This is a genomic window from Nocardia sp. CA-107356 (assembly GCF_050946365.1).
Classification (GTDB): Bacteria; Actinomycetota; Actinomycetes; order Mycobacteriales; family Mycobacteriaceae; genus Nocardia.
In genome coordinates this window covers 3685843-3704363 of the sequence record NZ_CP191992.1, presented here as the reverse complement: position 1 = coordinate 3704363, position 18521 = coordinate 3685843, and the positions used below count along the sequence as shown (strand labels likewise).

Here is an 18521-nt window from a genome sequence, read left to right as displayed (position 1 = left end):
GTCTCGTGGCGGCCACAGCGCCCACCGCGATCGCGCTCGTGCACCGGGCGCGCGAAAGGCATTGCCGTGAGACAGAATCCGACAATCCATATCGGCCGCGCGATTATCGCCGCAGCCTTCACGATCGCTGTAGTGCTCTCGGCCGCAGGCTGCGGCTCCGACCATCACGGTCGCAGCGCCGCCAAGGCCGCCGTCGGGCGTTCACTGGGACTCCTTCAACGGTGTCGCGCTGCCGTGGGGCGATGACGGCCCGAAACAGCGCGACGCCGACTCGGCAACTGGATTCGAGCACACCCCGCAAGGCGCTGGGCGGGCGCGATCGTCCACACGGTGCGCATGAGCGTCACCGGCGACGACCACTGGGCGGGGATGGCCGCGGTGGAGTTGGCGGCGGGCAAAGACAAAGACTCATGGGCGACCAGCCGGGCGGTGCTGTCGATCCGCACCCCCGCCGATCCGGCGACGGCCCCGCGCATCCGCGGCTACACGATCGCCGACTACACCTGGGAGCGGGCGCGGGTGCTGATCTACACCTCGTTCCCGGACTCCTCGATGGCGGTCAACACCGCCATCGTGACCTGGGTCGCGCAAGACTGTCGGCTGCTACCGCCCGATCCATCCGATGCCGCACCGGCCGTGAAGGCGGTGGGCGCGGTCGATACCGTCGTGAAACGGGAGGCCCCCAAGTGACCCGAGACAACACCAACACCCCTGCCGGAGAAGGACGTTCGCCGAGCTCGCAAGTCGGTCTGATCGCCGCTGCCACCGTGTTGGCGCTGATCGTCGTGGCGTCGGTGATCGTGTTCGCCACCCGCCACCACGGCGGGTCCGACAACTCCACCGCGTCGCCCACCACGACGACGACAGCGCCGCCCGCGCCGTCGCCCGATCCGGCGAGCGACGGATTCGCCACACCGACAGTCGACATATTCGGGCGCCGCGTGGACCTGCCGACCAACCCGTCAGGACAGGTGTTGGCGCAGGACGCCTCCCAGCACAAGCCCACCGACTCCGATTGGTTGACCGCCGTCCCGGTGGGCCTGCGGAGGCGGGGAGGCTGGCAGCAAGTGCATGGCGCGGTGGTGCCATTCTCCACCAGCGACGGCCCCACCCACATCGTCGACGGCGCGGCCGTCGGATACGCGCACACCCCGCAGGGTGCGGCGTTGGCGGCGGCGTACACGTTCTACCAGATCGTTGCGCGCCCTGCGGATCTGGCGATGATCCAGGTCCGGTCTGTGCTGCCGACGGTCGATCGCGAACAGTTCGACGCCGGGGTGCGCTCGGGCAAAGTGCCAATGCAGATGCCCGACAGCATCACACGATTCCTGGTGGCCTCGGACGCATTCAAGATCGACCAGTACTCCGACGACTTCTGTATCGTCCGCCTGGCGATGCGGGGGCCGGCGAGCGCGGATGGCAGCCCGACGTGGACGACCGGGCCGTTGCCGATGGTGTGGGCCTCGGGCGATTGGAAGCTGCGGTTCCCCGGCGTCGCGGGTGCGCAGGTGCCGACCGAGACGATCAACGATCTCGTCGGGTGGACCCAATGGTGAGCCTTCAGCACGTCGCCGCCGTGGTGTTGGTGATGAGCGTGCTCGTAACGAGCGCGGGAGCGGCGGCCGCGGATCTCACCCCGAGCCCGCCGCCGAACACCTACGGATTCAACACCTAGTGCGATCAGATCCGCAACGGCATCGCCAACGCCGTACCGATCTCGTACATGGGCGATCCGATGGGCAACGGAGCCTCCTCAATATGTAAAGACCCGAACGTCGCCACCCATACGCTGAGTGCGCTCGACGCGGCGACCAGCAAGGCGTAGTCCTCGACGTTCGGTCAGGTCGTGGACACGCTGATGCCCGCGTTGGGGTAGGGGATCATCTCGAGGCTGGTGTGGTGGACAAAGATCCCCAATGCCAAGATTCTGGACTCCGACGGGCTGTCCAACCGGATCAGCGACTACACCTACGCCATTCAGTTGTGGCTGCTGGTGGTGTCGATCATCTCGGCGGCCCGGATCGGGTTGGCGCGGCGGCAGGCGGCGACCGAGCACGCCGAGGAGGCGTTCAAGGCGCTGGCGCGGGCGACGGTCGCGACGTGGATCGCGGGCGCGGGCTTTCTGGCGGCGACTCGCCTGACCGACGACTTCAGCGGGGAGGTCGCCGTCCCCTACGGCACCTGCACCGAACCGACCAACGTCAAGGCTGGCGGCGGCGCCTGCCCGCTTCGCTTCCGCTGCGCGGGCTGTGACCATTTCCGCACGAACATCGCTTACCTGCCCGACCTGCAGGCATACCTCGATGATCTCCTGCGCACCCGGGAACGGCTGGCCGCCGCCCTCGACGGAGTCGACGACGGGGCTCGTGCCGACGCCACCCCGACTCAGGAGGAAATCACCCGGATCAGACGGTTGATCAGCCGGATCAAGAGCGACCTCGACGACACCGAACGAGGTCGCATCGACGGCGCGGTCGCCATCGTGCGCCATCACCGCGCTGCCCACAGCGTCCCGCTGGGCATGCCGATCCTCACCACCGCCCCCACATCATCGACCATGCCCGCCTCGGAGGCCAGCGCATGACCACCACCCTACCGAAATCCACACGCACGCAGCGCATCACGAGCGCCCGACTGAAGCTCGACGGCCGCCGTGACGCCTCGATGCGCCGCCGCCAACGCGTCCTGGCGGTGCTCGGCCGGGCCGCGGCCGATGGCGAGCAGATCAGCGCGTCCGCCATCGCTCGCATCGCCGGAGTCGACCGCACCTTTCTCTACCGGCACCGCGACCTCCTGGAGAAAATCCATGCGCTGCAAACAGATCCAGCTGTCGTCGCCGACACCGGGCCCGCGGTCACTCGCGCCTCGCTGCAGGCGGACCTGCTCGCCGCCCACGAACGAGCCGCCCGGCTCAATACCCGTATCCAGCACCTCGAGAAACGCTTGTCCGAAGCACTCGGCGAACAGACCTGGCGCGAGTCCGGACTCGGCGCACCCACCGACATCGACGCCCTTCACCAGCGCATCAACCAGCTCGAACAGCACAACCTCGATTTGCAGCAACAACTCGACGAACGTGACGACGACCTCGCCGCAACTCGCGCCACCAACCGCGAACTCATGGCCCGACTCAACACATCAAACCGGCCCCGATGACGCGCACGAACTTGCCCTGTTGCCTCATGCCAAGATGCCCGGGAAGGGCAGATCGTCGCCTCATGCGGTTGCTGGCTCACACCCGGTGCGGAGCCAGGATCGGCACACCTGCCCGCACCACGTCCCAGTCGGTGCCCACCTGCTGCGCCAACGCCCGCGGCAACCAGGTCCGCCGCTCCGCCTGCTCCTGGATCAGGCGGGGAATATCGAGTTCGATCTCTGTGGGAGCGCCGGTTGCGGTCAGCCGGTCCACCCGCTGCTGCATGGCCTCGAACAGTCTATGATCGAAATCCGTTACGGCGGAGATGAATTCATCCGTGCTGACCGACGCCCGGCCCGACAGCGGTGCGGTGAACGCGATTTCGCCGTCAGGATCAGCAGCGAACTGCCAATCCACGGTGACAGTGTCCACGGGACCGACGGTGCGCCACCACCGCAGCACGGGCCCGAAGCGCAGATACCCGGTGTCGACGCACCGCTGACCGCAGGCGTCGTAGGCGGCGTCGATCAGCGTGTTGTGCAGGATCTCCGGGTCGTCGGTGTCAACCCATTCTGCGGATCCGGCAGCCACGAAGTCCGCCAGATCGTCTGGCACGGGTTCGAGAATGTACGGCAACGCCTGCAGCATGTCCTCCCACAGCCGGACTACGTAATAGTCCACCCACGGCGACGCCGCTCGGCTGCCCTCGAGTGAGAACAAAGCCACGGTCCGCTCGGCGTATCGCAGCAACTCAATTCCACCCATATCCAAGCAGAACCAGCCCTGGGTGAGCGCGAACCAGTGCAGGCACGGGCTTCGACCCGACCCCCACGGACCGACCTCGTCGACCGGCACCAGCTCGAACCGAAATCGCATCATGCCTCTATACAACCGGATTGCACCACACGCTGACGACCGAGTTCGCCCTGAGCCATCTGCTCATCGGCATAGCGGACAGTCCCGCTGGCGGCCGGTTCGTTGGCCGTGTCCGCCGTCTTGTCTGAGATCACGATGCCTGGGCATACCCTGTTGCCTCACGTCACCTGGATCCGGCGCTGCACCGCGGCCGGGTTAAACGATGCGTGTGTGTTGGTCAGCCTGTGTTTCGGTAGCGCCTTCACCTCCGGATGGGCGATCACCCGCGCATAGGGTGTCGTCGCGGTGTCGTACTTCTTGCTGACCTTCGCACCCTCGCAAACCTTGGAGATCAGCTTCTCCTGCGGGTAGAAATGGTCGCCGATCTACGCCTGCTGATGCCAGATCCTGTTGAGCAGCAACAGTTCCGCCTCGGTGTCGTAGCGCAGGTACCCGACCGGTTGTCGTACCGTGGTCCTGTTCTTCTGCTCCACGTGGGCGCCGTCGTTCTTGTTGCCCGACCGCGACCCGGGTGAATTTCAGCTCGTTGTCGAGGCCGTAGCGCAGAAGTTGGTCGTTGATGAACTCGCTGCCGTTGTCGGATTCGATGCCCAGGATCGGGAACGGCAGGTCCTCCACGACGTCGGTCAACGCCGCGAACAGGTGTTTCTGGGCCTTGTTGCGCACCGTGCGGTTCTCGGTCCACCCGGTAGCGATATCGGTGACCGTCAACGTGAAACAGAAATGTCCACGCGGGTTGCCGCCCTCGTGGCCGACCAAGTCGATCTCCACGAACCCCGGCATGTTCTCGTCGTGGTCAGCCCACGTGCGCATCGGAATTCGTGATTTCAGCATCGAGCCCGGCTTGATGTGGGAACGGCCTTTGAACTGCAACCGCTTCCTCGCCGGGGCCAGGCGGCGGTCGATCGTGGCCGCCGAGATCGACACCAGCGACTCCGCCGTGTCGTCGTCGATGTCCAGCTCGTTGAACCGACGCAGCACGGGCACCAATTCCGCCAACATCGGGGCCAGCCGCTTGCCCGCCCGAGCATTGAGTACCGCCCAACACTTCGTCAGCGCTGCAACAACTTCCGCGCCATACACCGGCTCCCGCGGTGCACGCGGCGCAACGATCTTCGGCACCAGCGCCTTGCCAACGCCCGTCGCACATAGTCCCGGTTCAATCCGGTCACCCCACACACCGAATCCAGAATTGCCGACTTCTGCGCCTTCGTGCCGCTCCGGTAGCGAACGGCCTGGGACCTCGTGATCGCTCTCCGACTCGCCAACGACAACTCCATCGCTCAGGCGAACCGCAAAACCCAGCTCACCGACGGAGGCGCGCCGAACCGATCCGGACCTTTTCAGGTCAATTACCTAAACGCCCGACAGCCCGCTGAACCCGCATACGCTCTTGTTCGCGAAGTGAGCGCAGCCGAACGGGCTGCGCGGTCTCCGGAGTCGGGTATCCGGTCCGGACAGCGAAAATCGCTCGGTGACCAGCACAAGAGCGCTCTTGATCGCGACTTGCGGTTTCACAGAGGTGGTCGAGCTCGAATAAGCTCCGTTCAAACACACCAGGGGGTTTCATGCCAGGCAAGGTACGGGTTGAAACCCAGCGGCTTCGTGCTGTCGGCAACAATTTTGAGGAAGTCGCCGCGCGGTTTGATGCCGTGCTGTCGAAGGTTCGGGCTGCGTCGGCGGCGCATTGGGGCAAATGGGGCGACGACGAGTTCGGTAAGAGTTTCGCCAAGAGCGAGAACGGCTATGAGAACTCCGACCACAACCTGCAGGCAGTCCTCGCGTCCAAATCTGCGCTGTTGCACTCCCATTCGAAGTGGGTGACAGACACGGCGAACAAGCTGGAATTGACGGAGTTTGGTAACACCGAGGTTTTTAAGAGGTTGATTCGTCGGCACTAGGTCGTGTCTCCCAATAATTTGAGCCATTCGACGATGAGGGCCAGGACGAATCCGGCGCGGTAGGTGATGACCAGCTTATGGTGTTCTGTAATGTCGAGCAGTGGGACCACGAGAAGCCGTCGCGGGAAGAATCTTTCATGATCGAACGGCCTTGGTAAGCCGGGTTGTAGAGTCGTTCGAGCGTATTCATGTCATCGATCACCGCACTGTGGGAATGGATCCCGCCCGAGATACTGCAAGCCCTCAACTTCGGTCAGGCCTACCCCAAAGGCGACGAGGACGACCTGTTCAAACTGGGTGACGCCTGGAAACAAGCCGCCGCCGAACTGGCCGAGATCGAACCGGACCTGAAAGCCGTCACCGACGCCACCCAGAATGCCTACACCGGCGAAGGAGCCGACGCCGCCGCCCGCGAGTTCGCCACCCTGTTCGACAACGGCCCCAACTCGATCCAGAAGCTTGTCGACGGACTCACAGAACTCGGCCACACCACCCGAAACGCGGCCACCATACTGGAATACACCAAAATCTGGGAAGCCGTGGTCGCCGGGATCACCGCCTACACCGTGTGCTCGCTGATCGCCAGCTGGCCCTGGGGCGAAGCCGCGGTCCCGCTCGCGCTGGCCGCAGGCCGTGAAGCGGTCACCGTCGCCAGTGAACAAGGAGCCGAACAGCTTGCCCTGCAAGCAGGGAAAGCCGGCCTTCGCAACCTCCTCAAGCCCTACCTCAAACAGATCGGCATCGCCGGGCTGAAAGCGGGCCGGTTCGGGATCGGGATGGACGTCGGCATCCAGGCCTACCAGCTCGCAGCCGGACACCGCGACGACGGATACGACCTCGGCCAAACCCTCGAGACCGGCTTCGAGTTCGGGGCCGGCGCAATCGTCGCAACACCAGTGGGCATGGGCTTGGGAAACCTGCTGGGACGAACCGCGCTACCGAAACTGGCCAACGGAATCATCAGCCACACCATCGGCGGCGCGATCGGCGGGTTCGGCACATACGGCGCAGGCATCGCCTGGCAAGTCGGCGACCAACTCGTCCACGGACACCTCGACTGGAACAAAGTCGACACCACCTTCGACCCACGCCTGATCACCATGGGCGCGGCCATGGGAGCACTCGGCGGACTCCACGCCCCCCACCCGGAAAACCCCAGAAACACACCGAACACCAGCAACACCACAACGAGTTCGAAACCCGGCAAAGTCACACCGGAATCCGACGCCAAGGGCAGGCGCATCCACCGCCGTTTTCAGCTGGACATCAATCCCGATAGGGCAACAGTCCTCGACCAGTCTGAATCCGAGCGAAAACGCGCCAGCGAATACTACGCCGAAACCAACAAATTGCGCGCCGAAGCGGCTAAGAACGGCGGCTACAGCGATACAAATGCCGTCGAACTCGAGAAGCTGCACGGCATGTGGTTGCGCGGGGAATCGATCCCCCAGCAAACTGACGGCACTATCCCCCACCCCAATACAACGCCACATCCGAACACAGACACGGGCAGCACGACCACGGAATCCCGTGCCGGAACACCGGATACGAGCACCAAAACCACACCCACACCCCAGACAACAACACCGGCACCCGACAACAACACCAGAACACCAACCCCGCCCGAACGCACCACCGGACCCGCCACACCGCCAGACGCACCAACCGGCACTGCGGACAAAGTCACACCCCGCGCCCACATCAACACCGCCACCGACAACAAACCGAATATCGCCGCGGCGCAACAACACACACCCGCCACGACAACCACAGGTGGGGAGTCGAAACCCGCCACCACCGTCAGTACCCAACCCACCACCCCACCCACACCCACACCGACTCCGCTCCCCCAGACCGCCACCCCACCCATTCCTGCCCCGACCGCGCAGACCCCCACAAGCTCCGCCGCAGCACCGAACCACGGCCCGTCCGACCTCACCACACCCCGCGATTCGGCCGATCCGGTCGACAACCCCGCCACACCCAACGCCCCAGCTACCAACACACCTGCACCTCATGACAAGGCGCCCACCACACAAATCTCCGGTCGCGCAGCCGAAGCGCCGACCAACGCACCATCCAACCGACCCTCGAGCGATCCGGAACTGCCGCGGTTCCCGCAGCCACCTGACCGCTCTCCCGTCCAGAGCCCGGGCATGGCGGGTAAAGCCCCCACCCCGGCAGATCACGACAGAAACACATCGAACTCACCGGACAGCGAAACCACGCAGGACCAGTTAAGCGGGGCAATCTCGCAGGACATCATCAACTCACTGGTGAAGTTGCGTGAGACCAGCACGGTCACTGTGGTCGGGCAAGGAATCGCGGGCGTGCTCACTGCGCACAACCTGGCCCGTCGCGGTTACCACGTCAAAGTGGTCACCAAGGGAGGCGAGCCGACGTCCGTGGCCGCCGGAGCTCAATTTCTGCCCTGGGTGCCCAAGAAGATGGCCGACTCGCTGTACCGCAGTGTTGGCAATCTGGAAGAGGCGGTGTCCGTCGGCCGTTCGTTCTACGAGCGGTTGGCGCAGAATCCGGAACTTACCGGTGTCATGCGTGTCAAGAACTACGAATTCGCCGGGCCGGAGAAGTGGCCGGACGATTTGGCAAGCGCGATGCGTGCCGAAGTGATCACCCTCGACGAGCCGATTGAGCTGCCAGGTTCCGACGGCGAAATGTATCGGGCCGACACGATGTACGTCATCGACTCGTACTCGATCGATACCCCGAAGACGCTGCGTTTCCTGAAGCACCAAGCCGCCGAGGAGGGAGCTCGCTTCGAGGAGAAAACGGTAACCATGGCCAACCAGGACAACCGGGGGCCAAGCGTATTCAACAAGGAGACCGTGACCTTGGCCGATCTGGCCACCACGTCGGACGCCGTCGTGGTGGCGATCGGCGACGGCGCGCGAGAACTGATGAACAACCCGAACTTCGAGAATATCAAGGGTCACGTCATCAGACTGCGACTACGTGACGGCACCAGGCTGCAGGTGGCCGTCAGCGCCGACCATCTGATCATCTTGCCGACTGCCGATGAACACGAAATCAAGGTTGGCGCGTGGAACAACCCTGATCCCCGAACACATCTTCCAGAAAAAGAAGATGCCGAACACCTTCTCAAGCATCAGGAACAGCTCATCGCGGCCACCGGGGCACTGTTGGGTATTCCAGTGGATCTGCTGGAGGAAGCGGAGGTCGTATCGCACCATGCTGGCCAACGTTCGAAATACTCCGGCGGAATCTTCATCGAAGACGACGATTACCTGAGGAACGTCCTCCATTTCAATGGCCTGTACAGTACCGGATGGAGCTTGTCCCCATTACTCTCGGAATTCGTTGCCGAAGAGATCGATCAGAAAGTCTTTGGTCGCAGGCTGGCCGTCGCCGTGGCCAACGACCCCGAGATTCTGCGCAAGTTGGCGACACTCGGTGACACGGTGTCGATATCGGACCTCACACGTATCGCCCGCGTGCACAAGGAGTCGGTGCTGTATGCGACTGACCCGCATGGCACGCCGCTGGCAGGCAGTTTTCCTATCCGGGGTTCCGACGGGAAAACAGCTGTTCTCCTGGGCGCCGGACTTCGATTCGGTGGACTGACAGACCGTGCCATGCAAGATCTCAGCATCGACGGGGGCACACAATTCAAGCAGCTCGTTCCAATAGATGACGCCCAGACCGTCAGAGCACTACGTCACCGCGGTTGGACGGTGACAGGCCTTCATCCGGGTTCCGACTCGAACACTGGAAGCCATTGGATAATGACCTGCGAGTTGACCGACAAGGCCAAGGTGGAGATAACGAAGGACACAGGTGCCGTCGCGGCCAACGTGACACATGCGGCCGATCTTCTCCGATGGCGCGCCGATCGAACCAACGGCTGGTTGCGATCGGAAACCCTTGCCTACGAAGCTGACCCGAGCCATCTGGAGTTCATCCCTGTCGCGGTGAATGCAGGGGCCGAGGTCGTCGTCACGGCGACGGCCCGCGAGGCCGTGATGGCGCGTGAGGCCAAGGTACCGGACACGACGCCGATTCTGTGTCGAGAAGTAGGTGATATCGAGCTCTCGGAGGTTTTCCAGCATCAGAACATATGCGTTCCGATCGAGAACGATTCAGATTTGGGCGCCGTGGTCGCGGCTGTAGAAGATGTCCATCGGACTCGCAATCCGAAGTATCGGGCGTTGGTGGCCGTTTCGGTTCGGCACGATGCCCCGGACGGTCATGCCAATCTGGCGGAGCTACAGCAACATCTCGAGGCAAGCATCGAGTTCAGTGCGGTTCTGGTACAGCGTCCCTCCCACGATCGTGGAGATTTCACGATCCACGGTTTCTTCTCGAAGCTGACCAGGGAATTGGACCATCTCGAAATCTCGCCGCAGTGGGTGCTCGATCGCGACCTGTCATTCGAGAAGCTGTGCACCGCTTGGCCCGATCTCCCGCAGAAACTTCCCGGAGAGTCCCACCTCGTGGTGCCGATCGGCGACGCGGCTCTTGGACACCCGAAATGGCCGACCGGCAGCCGTTGGTCGCCGATAGATTCGGCGATCCACGTGACGAGCGAGATCTACGCTGTCGGACCAGAACCGGACAACCGCACAAAGCCGCACACGACAACCCCGAGTGGCACCCAGATCAGGTTCGAACGCGCCACGGGCAAATGGGTACCGGTGGATGTCACGCTGGCGGTTGTGCCGCTCGGCGATACCGAAGCCGATCGACTCTGGGCATCGCGGCTGAAGCAGGCGTGGGTCGGAACCGGCCCAGACGTCGCTCGTTGCCCCGTAGCCTGGCACAAGAACGGTGTGATCGCCATCGACGTCACACGCATCCCAAACGTCGCGCCGGGAGATCGGGTAGATCTGCTCGGACCCACTCCCGACCAGCGCAGGCAGACCCTCAACTTGCTGACCGGACCGGCCTACCGCGGCCCACACGAATCGACCGAGACGCGACGGCAAGCGCACCTCGATGATTTCGCCGAAAACCATACTCTCAGCGTCATCGACGATGGACGCGTCCTACGGCGTACCGATCGTCCGGCTCACCAAGACAGTCCCGAGGTTGACCTGCAGACCATCGGCGATGGCCTCGAGCAGGCCCACTGGCTGTGTCAAGCTGTCATGCCAGAGCCACCCGACCTTTTGACGATTCACCAAATGTACGATGTCGCACGCGAAAACATCACAATCGTGAACGATGGTGACCGCGTAGTCGGTTTTGCCATGGTGGCCAAGGTCGACGGGCAGCCGACCGCAGAAGTGCTGGCACTGGCCGTCCATCCGGACTATCCCGAAATCGGACGGCGACTGCTACTGGACGCGATTCGCCCGCACACCTTTCAAGACGTCCGGTATTTTCACGTCTCACTGCACCCGCATGAGGAACATCTCCGCCCGGTCTTCGACGCGGTAAAATTCGACGACGCGGGAGTCGACCCCGAATCCGGACGCCGTGAGCTGAGCCTGGATGTGGTGGACCTGGCAGAGGTGAGCGTGAAGTTCGATGTATCGACATTTGTCGAAAACGTTCGACAGGCAGCCGAATTCTCCAAAGGGAACGGCCTGTTCGCTTTGGTGGCCGACCCCCACGTTCCGGCGGCGGCCATCAAGGAGGCCGCGCCCTTCGTGGACGAAATCGTCGCGCAGGACCCCGATCAGGTACGCGCGCTTCTTCGTGCCGGCCTCTATCCCGATGAAACACCGGTCGTTTGCATGCGACCAGGCATCGAGGACGACATTCGCGAATTGGTCGGCCTCGAAGGGATCGCTCTGATCGCGCACTCCGATGCCGACCTCGATGCCATCGCGCGCGCGGCGGCACAGGCAGAATGTGTTGTCCCCGTTGGGATGATCTTGCGAGATGGGACACCCGATAATAACTCACTGGGTGAGGCCTGGGATCGAAACTACCGGGAGGGAAACATCGTCGCCCATTCTGCGATGTTCGAATACGACTCCATGGCGAATCGAAGCAGGTTGCCGCCCAGTATTGAATCGGAGCTGTTCAATCTCGCAAACCGAGGGTTCCGACCTACTCACTTCTATACATGGTCCTATGAAGCCGGAGGTGGACTGCAGCATCGGCGGCGTGACGTCAAACCGGTCGCCTTCATGAACGGCGATTCCTATGGCCACTCGTCGGTGCCGGTCTGTGACGATATCCGGACTCCGCGCAGCCGGTCGGCCCAGCGGGGGCGGTCGGCGGTTCAGGCAACCGCAAAGATCTTCGCGACGGGATTCGACCGCGATGGCACGCCGATCGCAATGATCCCGCTTGGCCCCGGCGACAAAGCAGCCCAGCTGACCAAGGCGGGGGCCGTCTACGTCGGTGGCACGCGCGTGCTGATCGCGGGCGGGAGGCACACCATGCTGAAGCTGAGCGTTCCGGAGTGGATTCACCTCGAGCCGGGCGATCCAGTGCGACTGTTCGACGGGACGCCCAACAAGCGCTGGACTATCAATAGCGATAGCCATCCGAGCGGCCACTCACCGTCCGGGGACATTCCCCGCGACATGCGCCCATCCAGCACCCTCGGTGAATGGCTGGGCGGCGAATACCTGCTCATTGGTCTCACCCTAATGTCCAACGCCGCGGAACAGACATCACCAAGACCACTGCGTCCGCGACGGTCGATGGACCTCAAACACGCCGAGTTGACCGCGGCACTACACGCGGACCGTCGGATTTACGTCATGAACCGGGGTTGGGACGGCGACGGTCTCGGATTCGAATATCCCGGACCCGACGGCCCAGTGCACGTCAGAATCGGAATCCATGATCGACGCAACGACCCCCAAATCGTTCTGAACGACGACGGTCAGCGTCACGTCGAGATTGACGTCTCACCACGGCCGTCCGATCCCAACGCGCTCGCGTCCGAGATCGAGGACAAGGTGTACCGGCTGCTCGAATCGAGGATGCTGAGTTGGCAACATGATTGTTCGCATATACCGGTCTTTTCCGATGGAGCCGGAAGTGAATTGGTGATCGTCCCGCCGTCGGAAGCGCTGCGGGTGGGTGGCGCGGTCGGCGAAATCATGCTTCGCAGAGAGGTTTCCGACCGTTTGCACGACGCCGCTCGGCGGCTTCGGGAAGTAGACCCACGCCTGCAACTAGAAGTCGTCGACGGTGACCGGCCGTCGGCCGAATACGACGCCATATATCACAACGTCGCAGCGCAGTTAAGGCCAAGTATTCCGGGTTCCCGGTTGATCGACGCGGTTAGCATTCTGGCCGACGGCCACCCGACCGGCGCAACGGTAGACGTCAGGGTGTTGTGCGATGGAGAGCCGGTCGACATGGGTTCCCGGGTCTTCGACTACGGCAACCGCAATACTCTCGCCCATTGGCCGTTCGTCTCAGCAGACGCATGGACGAATCGACAACTGCTGCGAGACGCGATGCGCGCCGCCGGGTTCGCACCGAACGAGCGCGCCTGGCACAAATTCTCCTTCGGCGACAAACAACAGGCCGCCCACGACGGCTTGGATCACGCCCAGTACGGACCTTGGCGCGAACAGCGGTAGTTCACAACGCCATGGGACGAAGTCACCGAGAAGACCGAGACGAATGCACAGGCAGCGTGGCAGGCGCTGGCGGAGCGCATGTCGATGCCGGCACATGAGCTTCCGCTCGGTCCGGTGATGATGCCTCCAGATTGGGAGACGCTCCAGGAAATCGTCCGGGTCTACGGTGGTCAGGTCGCCTTCTACGGCTCGCCGACGCCTGGAATCGCCCTGACTTAGTGGTCCGCGCTTGAAGTTCTTCGGGGGTTGTTGGGCCGGCTATGGAACTTGAGGGTTCGAGTGTGCGTTAGTGCAGGTCAATAACGGTGTGCGCTCAAAGTTCTCGAGCCGGCGAGTCGATGACGGCTGTGAACTTGGTCAGGCCGGCGGCGCCAGATGGATAGTGCAGGCGGTGTCGAGGGCTTCCTGGGGTGTTCCGGCGCGGAATCCGTTGAGCAGCACAGCTTCCTCGTAGCGGTCATGGGCGGCGGAGTAGATCGCGAATCCGAAGGAGTGCGCGGAGCGCCGTAGCGCAGCAATCGGCACAGCGGGAGTTGCTTACCGCCGGTCAGGACGCCGGCGACGTAGGCGAACCCGCCACGATAGGTGACCTGCACACGGGACAGTTGCGGCCAGTGCTCCTCGATGTGGTCGAGCAGTCTCAGGGTGACCGAGCCTTTGGTCGACTCCGGGATGGCGGGCATGGACCGTATTCTCGCGCGCCTACCCGGTCGCGGGGATGGGAGGTTGCTCCTGGTGTTGAATTACAGCCCTGTGATTCAACCGTTTTGGAGTTTTCGATGCCGCGCACCAGCGCTGTCCCCGTCAGATTGAACGCGGCCGAACGCAAGATTCTGACCAAACGCGCACGCGGGCAGAAGACCCCCGCACCGAGGATCGGGTACGCGCACGGATCGTGTTGTCGGCAAACCTGTCTCGATCCAACGCGGTGATCGCCCGTGAACTGTGTGTCAGCCAGGACACCGTCCGAGACTGGCGGGGTCGTTACGCCGAACGCGGTCTCGAGGCCCTGACCGATCGCCCGCGCAGCGGCCGACCCCGCACCATCATCGCGCTGCAACGCGCCGAGGTCTGTGCGTTGGCATGCCAACTGCCCGCCGAGACCGGGGTGCTACTGGCCCGGTGGAGCTGCCCCGACCTGGCCGCGGAGTTGATTGCCTGGCACCTGGTGCCGACGATCTCCGCTTCCAGCGTTCGTCGGATCCTCGTCGAGAACCCGATCAAGCCCTGGCGATACGAGTCGTGGATCTTTCGGCGCGACCCCGATTTCGCGGCCAAGGCGACCGTGATCCTCGACCTCTACCAGGGCCTTTACCAAGGCCTACCGCTCAAACTGGGTGATCGAATCGTCTGCATCGACGCCAAGCCTTCCATCCAGGCCCGCGAACGCCAGCACCCGAGCGCTCCCCCCGGACCCGGACATCCCGAGATGCGCGTCGAACACGAATACATTCGTCACGGTGCGTTGGCGCTGCTGGCCGCACTTGACGTGCAGACCGGGCAAGTGCTCGCCGACTATCCGAAGTCGACCGGGATCACCGAATTCATGGCGCTGATCGACAAGATCATGACGAAATCACGCTACCGCGACGCCCCACGAGTGTTCGTCATCGTGGACAACGGCTCCGACCATCGCGGCAACGCCGCCATCAAACGACTCGCCGAAGCACGCCCGAATGCCATCATGATCCACACTCCGATTCACGCGTCCTGGCTCAACCAAGTCGTGCGACACGAAGTCGCATGAGTGACAGTGGAACTCGTAGAAGGAGGGGTCGGTTGATGCCGATGACGTAGTTCCCGATCCCGTGTGTATGGATCGTCCCCGCCTCGGCGTGCGTCATGGGTAACTGTGGGGTGCGAAGCCCGAGGGCACGGCCCAAGGACTCTCGTTCCATCCGGGGGTCACAGGCTGGGGAAGACCGGGCGGGTGAATCGCGTGAACCCTCGTCGACGCCTCGTCATCAGCGCTTCCGCCGATGGAAAGTTCCAGCGGGAGAATAGGGGCCGGTCGTTGTGAGACGACAGGTGCCGTCCGGGCGGATTTGGCCGGGCGGGTGCGCACCACCGTCCCCGGGGTCCAGAGGGCACCCAATCCGGTCGTATCTGTCTCATGCGGAACGTGACAATCCCGATGCGGTCCAGGCTCTTTCGAGTCTGGCAGGCCGACTGTGAGGAAGGCTGAATTCCGCAGCGGGGGCAGGATGGCTCGAGAAGCGAATGCCGGTAGGTCGAAAGGCCACAGGAAACCGGATGCCGCGCAACCAGTTCCTCCGCTGGTGGCATCCGTATAACTGGCCGGATAGGGGCGGCTGCCCCGACCTGAAAGGGTGCTGACGCGAGCCAGGTGAGCCTGCGGTGACTCGATGACCGAACCACCCGAACTTGAGGGACAAGTTGGACACCACAATGCTGGTGAACGGACCCGGAGACCAGGTCCTGGACTGGGATAGTGTGCGCTGGCGCACGATTGAGGACCAGGTACGGCGGTTGCGGCAGCGGATCTTCGCGGCATCACAGGCCGGGGACCTGAAGAAGGTCCGGAATTTGCAGAAGCTGACTGCGCCACGAAGCGCTCCGTCATATCCCCGGTTCAGCCGGGAGGGATTCGAAGGGAGATCTCTGGGCCTGATGCCTTACCTGGATCTGAAAGGTGAAGGGACAACAGCATGGTAGGAAACTGGTGGACGTGTCCAGGCGTAGGGAGCGTTGCATCAGGAGGTCCGCGCGGCAGGGTTAAAGCTGTACTGCCTGAACCACAATCTCCAGAAGGTGCAACTGCACGCCCACCGGAAAACGCCCGATACCGGTGCCGCATCCTGTTCCGGTCTCATCAGCTGGCCGGGGCACCCTCGGGATGTGGAGCGATGTCCAATGAGGGCATTCAAGGAGATGAATGTGGAACCTAAACCGCGCTATCACGTATGACGGGGACGAACGTGGGATCGCCTACGGGGCGCGAGCCCTATGGCGACACAGGCGCCGCCGTAGTAGTCGTGCGAGTAACGCCGCACCAAGGAGGACGGGAAGGCCGTCCACGGGGCCAAGGGCGCCAGGTGGCTGGACATCCGGACGCTGAAGGGGGTATGTGAAATGCAGAGCGCCGGAACAGTACTGGGTGTTCTCCGTGAACGCGGCAGGCGCGGCCTGCCGCTGCATGAACTCTACCGGCAGCTGTTCAATCCGGAGCTGTACCTACTGGCCTATGGGAACATCTACTCCAACAAGGGGGCGATGACACCCAGGCCGGACGGTGAAACCGCGGATGGCGTGTCGCGGGGCAAGATCGATCGCATCATTGATGCTATGCGCCACGAGCGCTACCGGTTTCGTCCCGTGCAGCGGGTCTACATCCCCAAAAAGAATGGGAAACTCAGACCCCTCGGAATGCCACCCTGGTCGGATAAACTCGTCGGCGAAGTGATCCGCCTGTTGTTGGAGGCGTATTACGAACCGCAGTTTTCCGGCCGTTCACACGGTTTTCGTCGCGGCCGTGGCTGTCACTCCGCGCTGAGCGAGGTGGCCGAAACATGGACCGGGACAACCTGGTTCATCGAGAGCGACATCTCCGACTGTTTCGGGAGTTTCGGCCATGAGGTCATGCTCTCGATCCTGGCGGAGAAGATCCGCGACAACCGATTCCTGCGGCTGATCAAACAGATGTTGCAAGCCGGGTACCTCGGTCACGACCTGCTGCTCGGGTGGAAGCCACTTGCCGACTGGCTGGATGGGGAGCGGTCGGCCCTGCTCGTCCGTGGCCGGACTGCTGCAGATTCTTCCGAATGGATCGAGGCCGATCGACATCCGTCGTTGCTCTATCGCGGTCTGCGTTTGGCGACAGCAATGAACTTCCTCGACGATGCGGACGAAGTTGTTGTGGAATTTCTCCGGGAATCGTCTATGGCAGAACAATCTGAACGCCCGACAGCCCGCTGAACCCGCATACGCTCTTGTTCGCGAAGTGAGCGCAGCCGAACGGGCTGCGCGGTCTCCGGAGTCGGGTATCCGGTCCGGACAGCGAAAATCGCTCGGTGACCAGCACAAGAGCGCTCTTGATCGCGACTTGCGGTTTCACAGAGGTGGTCGAGCTCGAATAAGCTCCGTTCAAACACACCAGGGGGTTTCATGCCAGGCAAGGTACGGGTTGAAACCCAGCAGCTTCGTGCTGTCGGCAACAATCTTGAGGAAGTCGCCGCGCGGTTTGATGCCGTGCTGTCGAAGGTTCGGGCTGCGTCGGCGGCGCACTGGGGCAAATGGGGCGACGACGAGTTCGGTAAGAGTTTCGCCAAGAGCGAGAACGGCTATGAGAACTCCGACCACAACCTGCAGGCAGTCCTCGCGTCCAAATCTGCGCTGTTGCACTCCCATTCGAAGTGGGTGACAGACACGGCGAACAAGCTGGAATTGACGGAGTTTGGTAACACCGAGGTTTTTAAGAGGTTGATTCGTCGGCACTAGCTCATGTAAGTCGTAAAGTCGCCTTCGAGATGTTCGGGGGTGGGGAGGTACAACAGCCGGATGACGAACGAGTTGGACAGGGCGCGCCTGGCTGATCTGGTGGATTCGGTGCGGGCTGGTATCGCATCGATCGCGCAGGCACAGCAGCAACGGGCGCAGCTGACTGCGACTGCATCCGCTGCCCATGGTCGGGTGACGGTGGTCGTCAACGCTGACGGTGTCGTGATCGAGACCCGATTCGCCGACACCATCGAGGACCTGACCTACACCGAGATCGCGCACGCTGTCACCAGCGCCGTCCAGGACGCCGCCGCCCAGGTGCAGCGTAAAACCCAGGCGCTGCTCGAACCGTTGAAGCAGGACCAGGCGCGGATCCCGAAACTCTCGGAGTTCCTTGCGGGCATGCCCGATGTGCACGACATGCTGCCAACTCCCCCACCGGTCTCGACCGCGCCACCCGCCGCACACGACCGCACCAGCACCGACTCTGAGGACTCGGATGGTTCGATGGTGTTCTGTAATGTCGAGCAGTGGGACCACGAGAAGCCGTCGCGGGAAGAATCTTTCATGATCGAACGGCCTTGGTAAGCCGGGTTGTAGAGTCGTTCGAGCGTATTC

The 18521-nt window shown here is 63.0% G+C and carries 18 protein-coding genes; 13 read left to right on the top strand and 5 right to left on the bottom strand.

What is annotated here, in order from left to right; all coding sequences use genetic code 11:
- The first annotated feature begins 336 nt into the window (after positions 1-336).
- The 5 genes from ACQP1G_RS16680 to ACQP1G_RS16660 all read left to right on the top strand — a co-directional run bounded on the left by ACQP1G_RS16680 (position 337) and on the right by ACQP1G_RS16660 (position 3156).
- Positions 337-690, top strand: a complete 354-nt coding sequence (locus tag ACQP1G_RS16680; RefSeq protein WP_433204790.1) for a hypothetical protein — start codon at positions 337-339, stop codon at positions 688-690.
- Complete coding sequence (locus ACQP1G_RS16675; protein ID WP_433204787.1) at positions 687-1556, top strand: hypothetical protein; 870 nt, start codon at positions 687-689, stop codon at positions 1554-1556. The genes ACQP1G_RS16680 and ACQP1G_RS16675 overlap by 4 nt, the downstream gene beginning before the upstream one ends.
- Positions 1550-1675, top strand: coding sequence for a hypothetical protein (locus ACQP1G_RS16670; RefSeq protein WP_433204784.1), 126 nt, complete (start codon positions 1550-1552; stop codon positions 1673-1675). The genes ACQP1G_RS16675 and ACQP1G_RS16670 overlap by 7 nt, the downstream gene beginning before the upstream one ends.
- A 219-nt stretch (positions 1676-1894) precedes the next feature.
- A complete protein-coding gene (locus ACQP1G_RS16665) occupies positions 1895-2584 on the top strand; it encodes a hypothetical protein (protein WP_433204781.1) in 690 nt (229 codons plus the stop codon).
- Positions 2581-3156 (top strand): hypothetical protein, encoded by a 576-nt coding sequence (locus tag ACQP1G_RS16660; protein ID WP_433204779.1) that lies wholly within the window; start codon positions 2581-2583, stop codon positions 3154-3156. The genes ACQP1G_RS16665 and ACQP1G_RS16660 overlap by 4 nt, the downstream gene beginning before the upstream one ends.
- Before the next feature lie 76 nt (positions 3157-3232).
- Here the strand turns inward: ACQP1G_RS16660 and ACQP1G_RS16655 are convergent, their stop codons facing one another.
- Positions 3233-4015 carry a DUF5984 family protein gene (locus tag ACQP1G_RS16655; protein ID WP_433204777.1) on the bottom strand — a complete coding sequence of 261 codons (783 nt, stop codon included), beginning with the start codon at positions 4013-4015 and terminating at the stop codon, positions 3233-3235.
- A gap of 192 nt (positions 4016-4207) precedes the next feature.
- A complete protein-coding gene (locus tag ACQP1G_RS16650; RefSeq protein WP_433204774.1) occupies positions 4208-4885 on the bottom strand; it encodes a hypothetical protein in 678 nt (225 codons plus the stop codon).
- 695 nt (positions 4886-5580) lie between these two features.
- Between ACQP1G_RS16650 and ACQP1G_RS16645 the strand changes: the two genes are divergently transcribed.
- A complete protein-coding gene (locus ACQP1G_RS16645; protein ID WP_433204771.1) occupies positions 5581-5913 on the top strand; it encodes a hypothetical protein in 333 nt (110 codons plus the stop codon).
- Between the two features lie 191 nt (positions 5914-6104).
- Here ACQP1G_RS16645 and ACQP1G_RS16640 read toward each other — a convergent pair whose 3' ends face one another.
- Positions 6105-6758, bottom strand: coding sequence for a hypothetical protein (locus ACQP1G_RS16640; protein ID WP_433209596.1), 654 nt, complete (start codon positions 6756-6758; stop codon positions 6105-6107).
- Positions 6759-6848: 90 nt separating this feature from the next.
- Positions 6849-7331, bottom strand: coding sequence for a hypothetical protein (locus ACQP1G_RS16635; RefSeq protein WP_433209593.1), 483 nt, complete (start codon positions 7329-7331; stop codon positions 6849-6851).
- A 3-nt stretch (positions 7332-7334) separates the two neighbouring features.
- Between ACQP1G_RS16635 and ACQP1G_RS16630 the strand changes: the two genes are divergently transcribed.
- Both ACQP1G_RS16630 and ACQP1G_RS16625 read left to right on the top strand, forming a co-directional pair.
- Positions 7335-13445: an FAD-dependent oxidoreductase gene (locus tag ACQP1G_RS16630; protein WP_433208572.1), complete on the top strand. Its 6111-nt coding sequence runs from the start codon at positions 7335-7337 to the stop codon at positions 13443-13445.
- A gap of 84 nt (positions 13446-13529) precedes the next feature.
- A complete protein-coding gene (locus tag ACQP1G_RS16625) occupies positions 13530-13664 on the top strand; it encodes a hypothetical protein (protein WP_433204768.1) in 135 nt (44 codons plus the stop codon).
- Between the two features lie 138 nt (positions 13665-13802).
- Here the strand turns inward: ACQP1G_RS16625 and ACQP1G_RS16620 are convergent, their stop codons facing one another.
- Positions 13803-13970 (bottom strand): hypothetical protein, encoded by a 168-nt coding sequence (locus ACQP1G_RS16620; protein ID WP_433204765.1) that lies wholly within the window; start codon positions 13968-13970, stop codon positions 13803-13805.
- Positions 13971-14253: 283 nt separating this feature from the next.
- Between ACQP1G_RS16620 and ACQP1G_RS16615 the strand changes: the two genes are divergently transcribed.
- The 5 genes from ACQP1G_RS16615 to ACQP1G_RS16595 all read left to right on the top strand — a co-directional run bounded on the left by ACQP1G_RS16615 (position 14254) and on the right by ACQP1G_RS16595 (position 18491).
- Positions 14254-15192, top strand: coding sequence for an IS630 family transposase (locus tag ACQP1G_RS16615; RefSeq protein WP_433208569.1), 939 nt, complete (start codon positions 14254-14256; stop codon positions 15190-15192).
- A gap of 662 nt (positions 15193-15854) precedes the next feature.
- Positions 15855-16121: a reverse transcriptase N-terminal domain-containing protein gene (locus tag ACQP1G_RS16610; RefSeq protein WP_433208566.1), complete on the top strand. Its 267-nt coding sequence runs from the start codon at positions 15855-15857 to the stop codon at positions 16119-16121.
- A 417-nt stretch (positions 16122-16538) separates the two neighbouring features.
- Entirely contained in the window at positions 16539-17381 is an 843-nt protein-coding gene (locus tag ACQP1G_RS16605) for a reverse transcriptase/maturase family protein (protein WP_433204762.1), read from the top strand.
- Between the two features lie 189 nt (positions 17382-17570).
- Positions 17571-17903, top strand: coding sequence for a hypothetical protein (locus tag ACQP1G_RS16600; protein ID WP_433204760.1), 333 nt, complete (start codon positions 17571-17573; stop codon positions 17901-17903).
- A 60-nt stretch (positions 17904-17963) separates the two neighbouring features.
- Positions 17964-18491 (top strand): YbaB/EbfC family nucleoid-associated protein, encoded by a 528-nt coding sequence (locus tag ACQP1G_RS16595; protein ID WP_433204757.1) that lies wholly within the window; start codon positions 17964-17966, stop codon positions 18489-18491.
- Positions 18492-18521 lie beyond the last annotated feature (30 nt).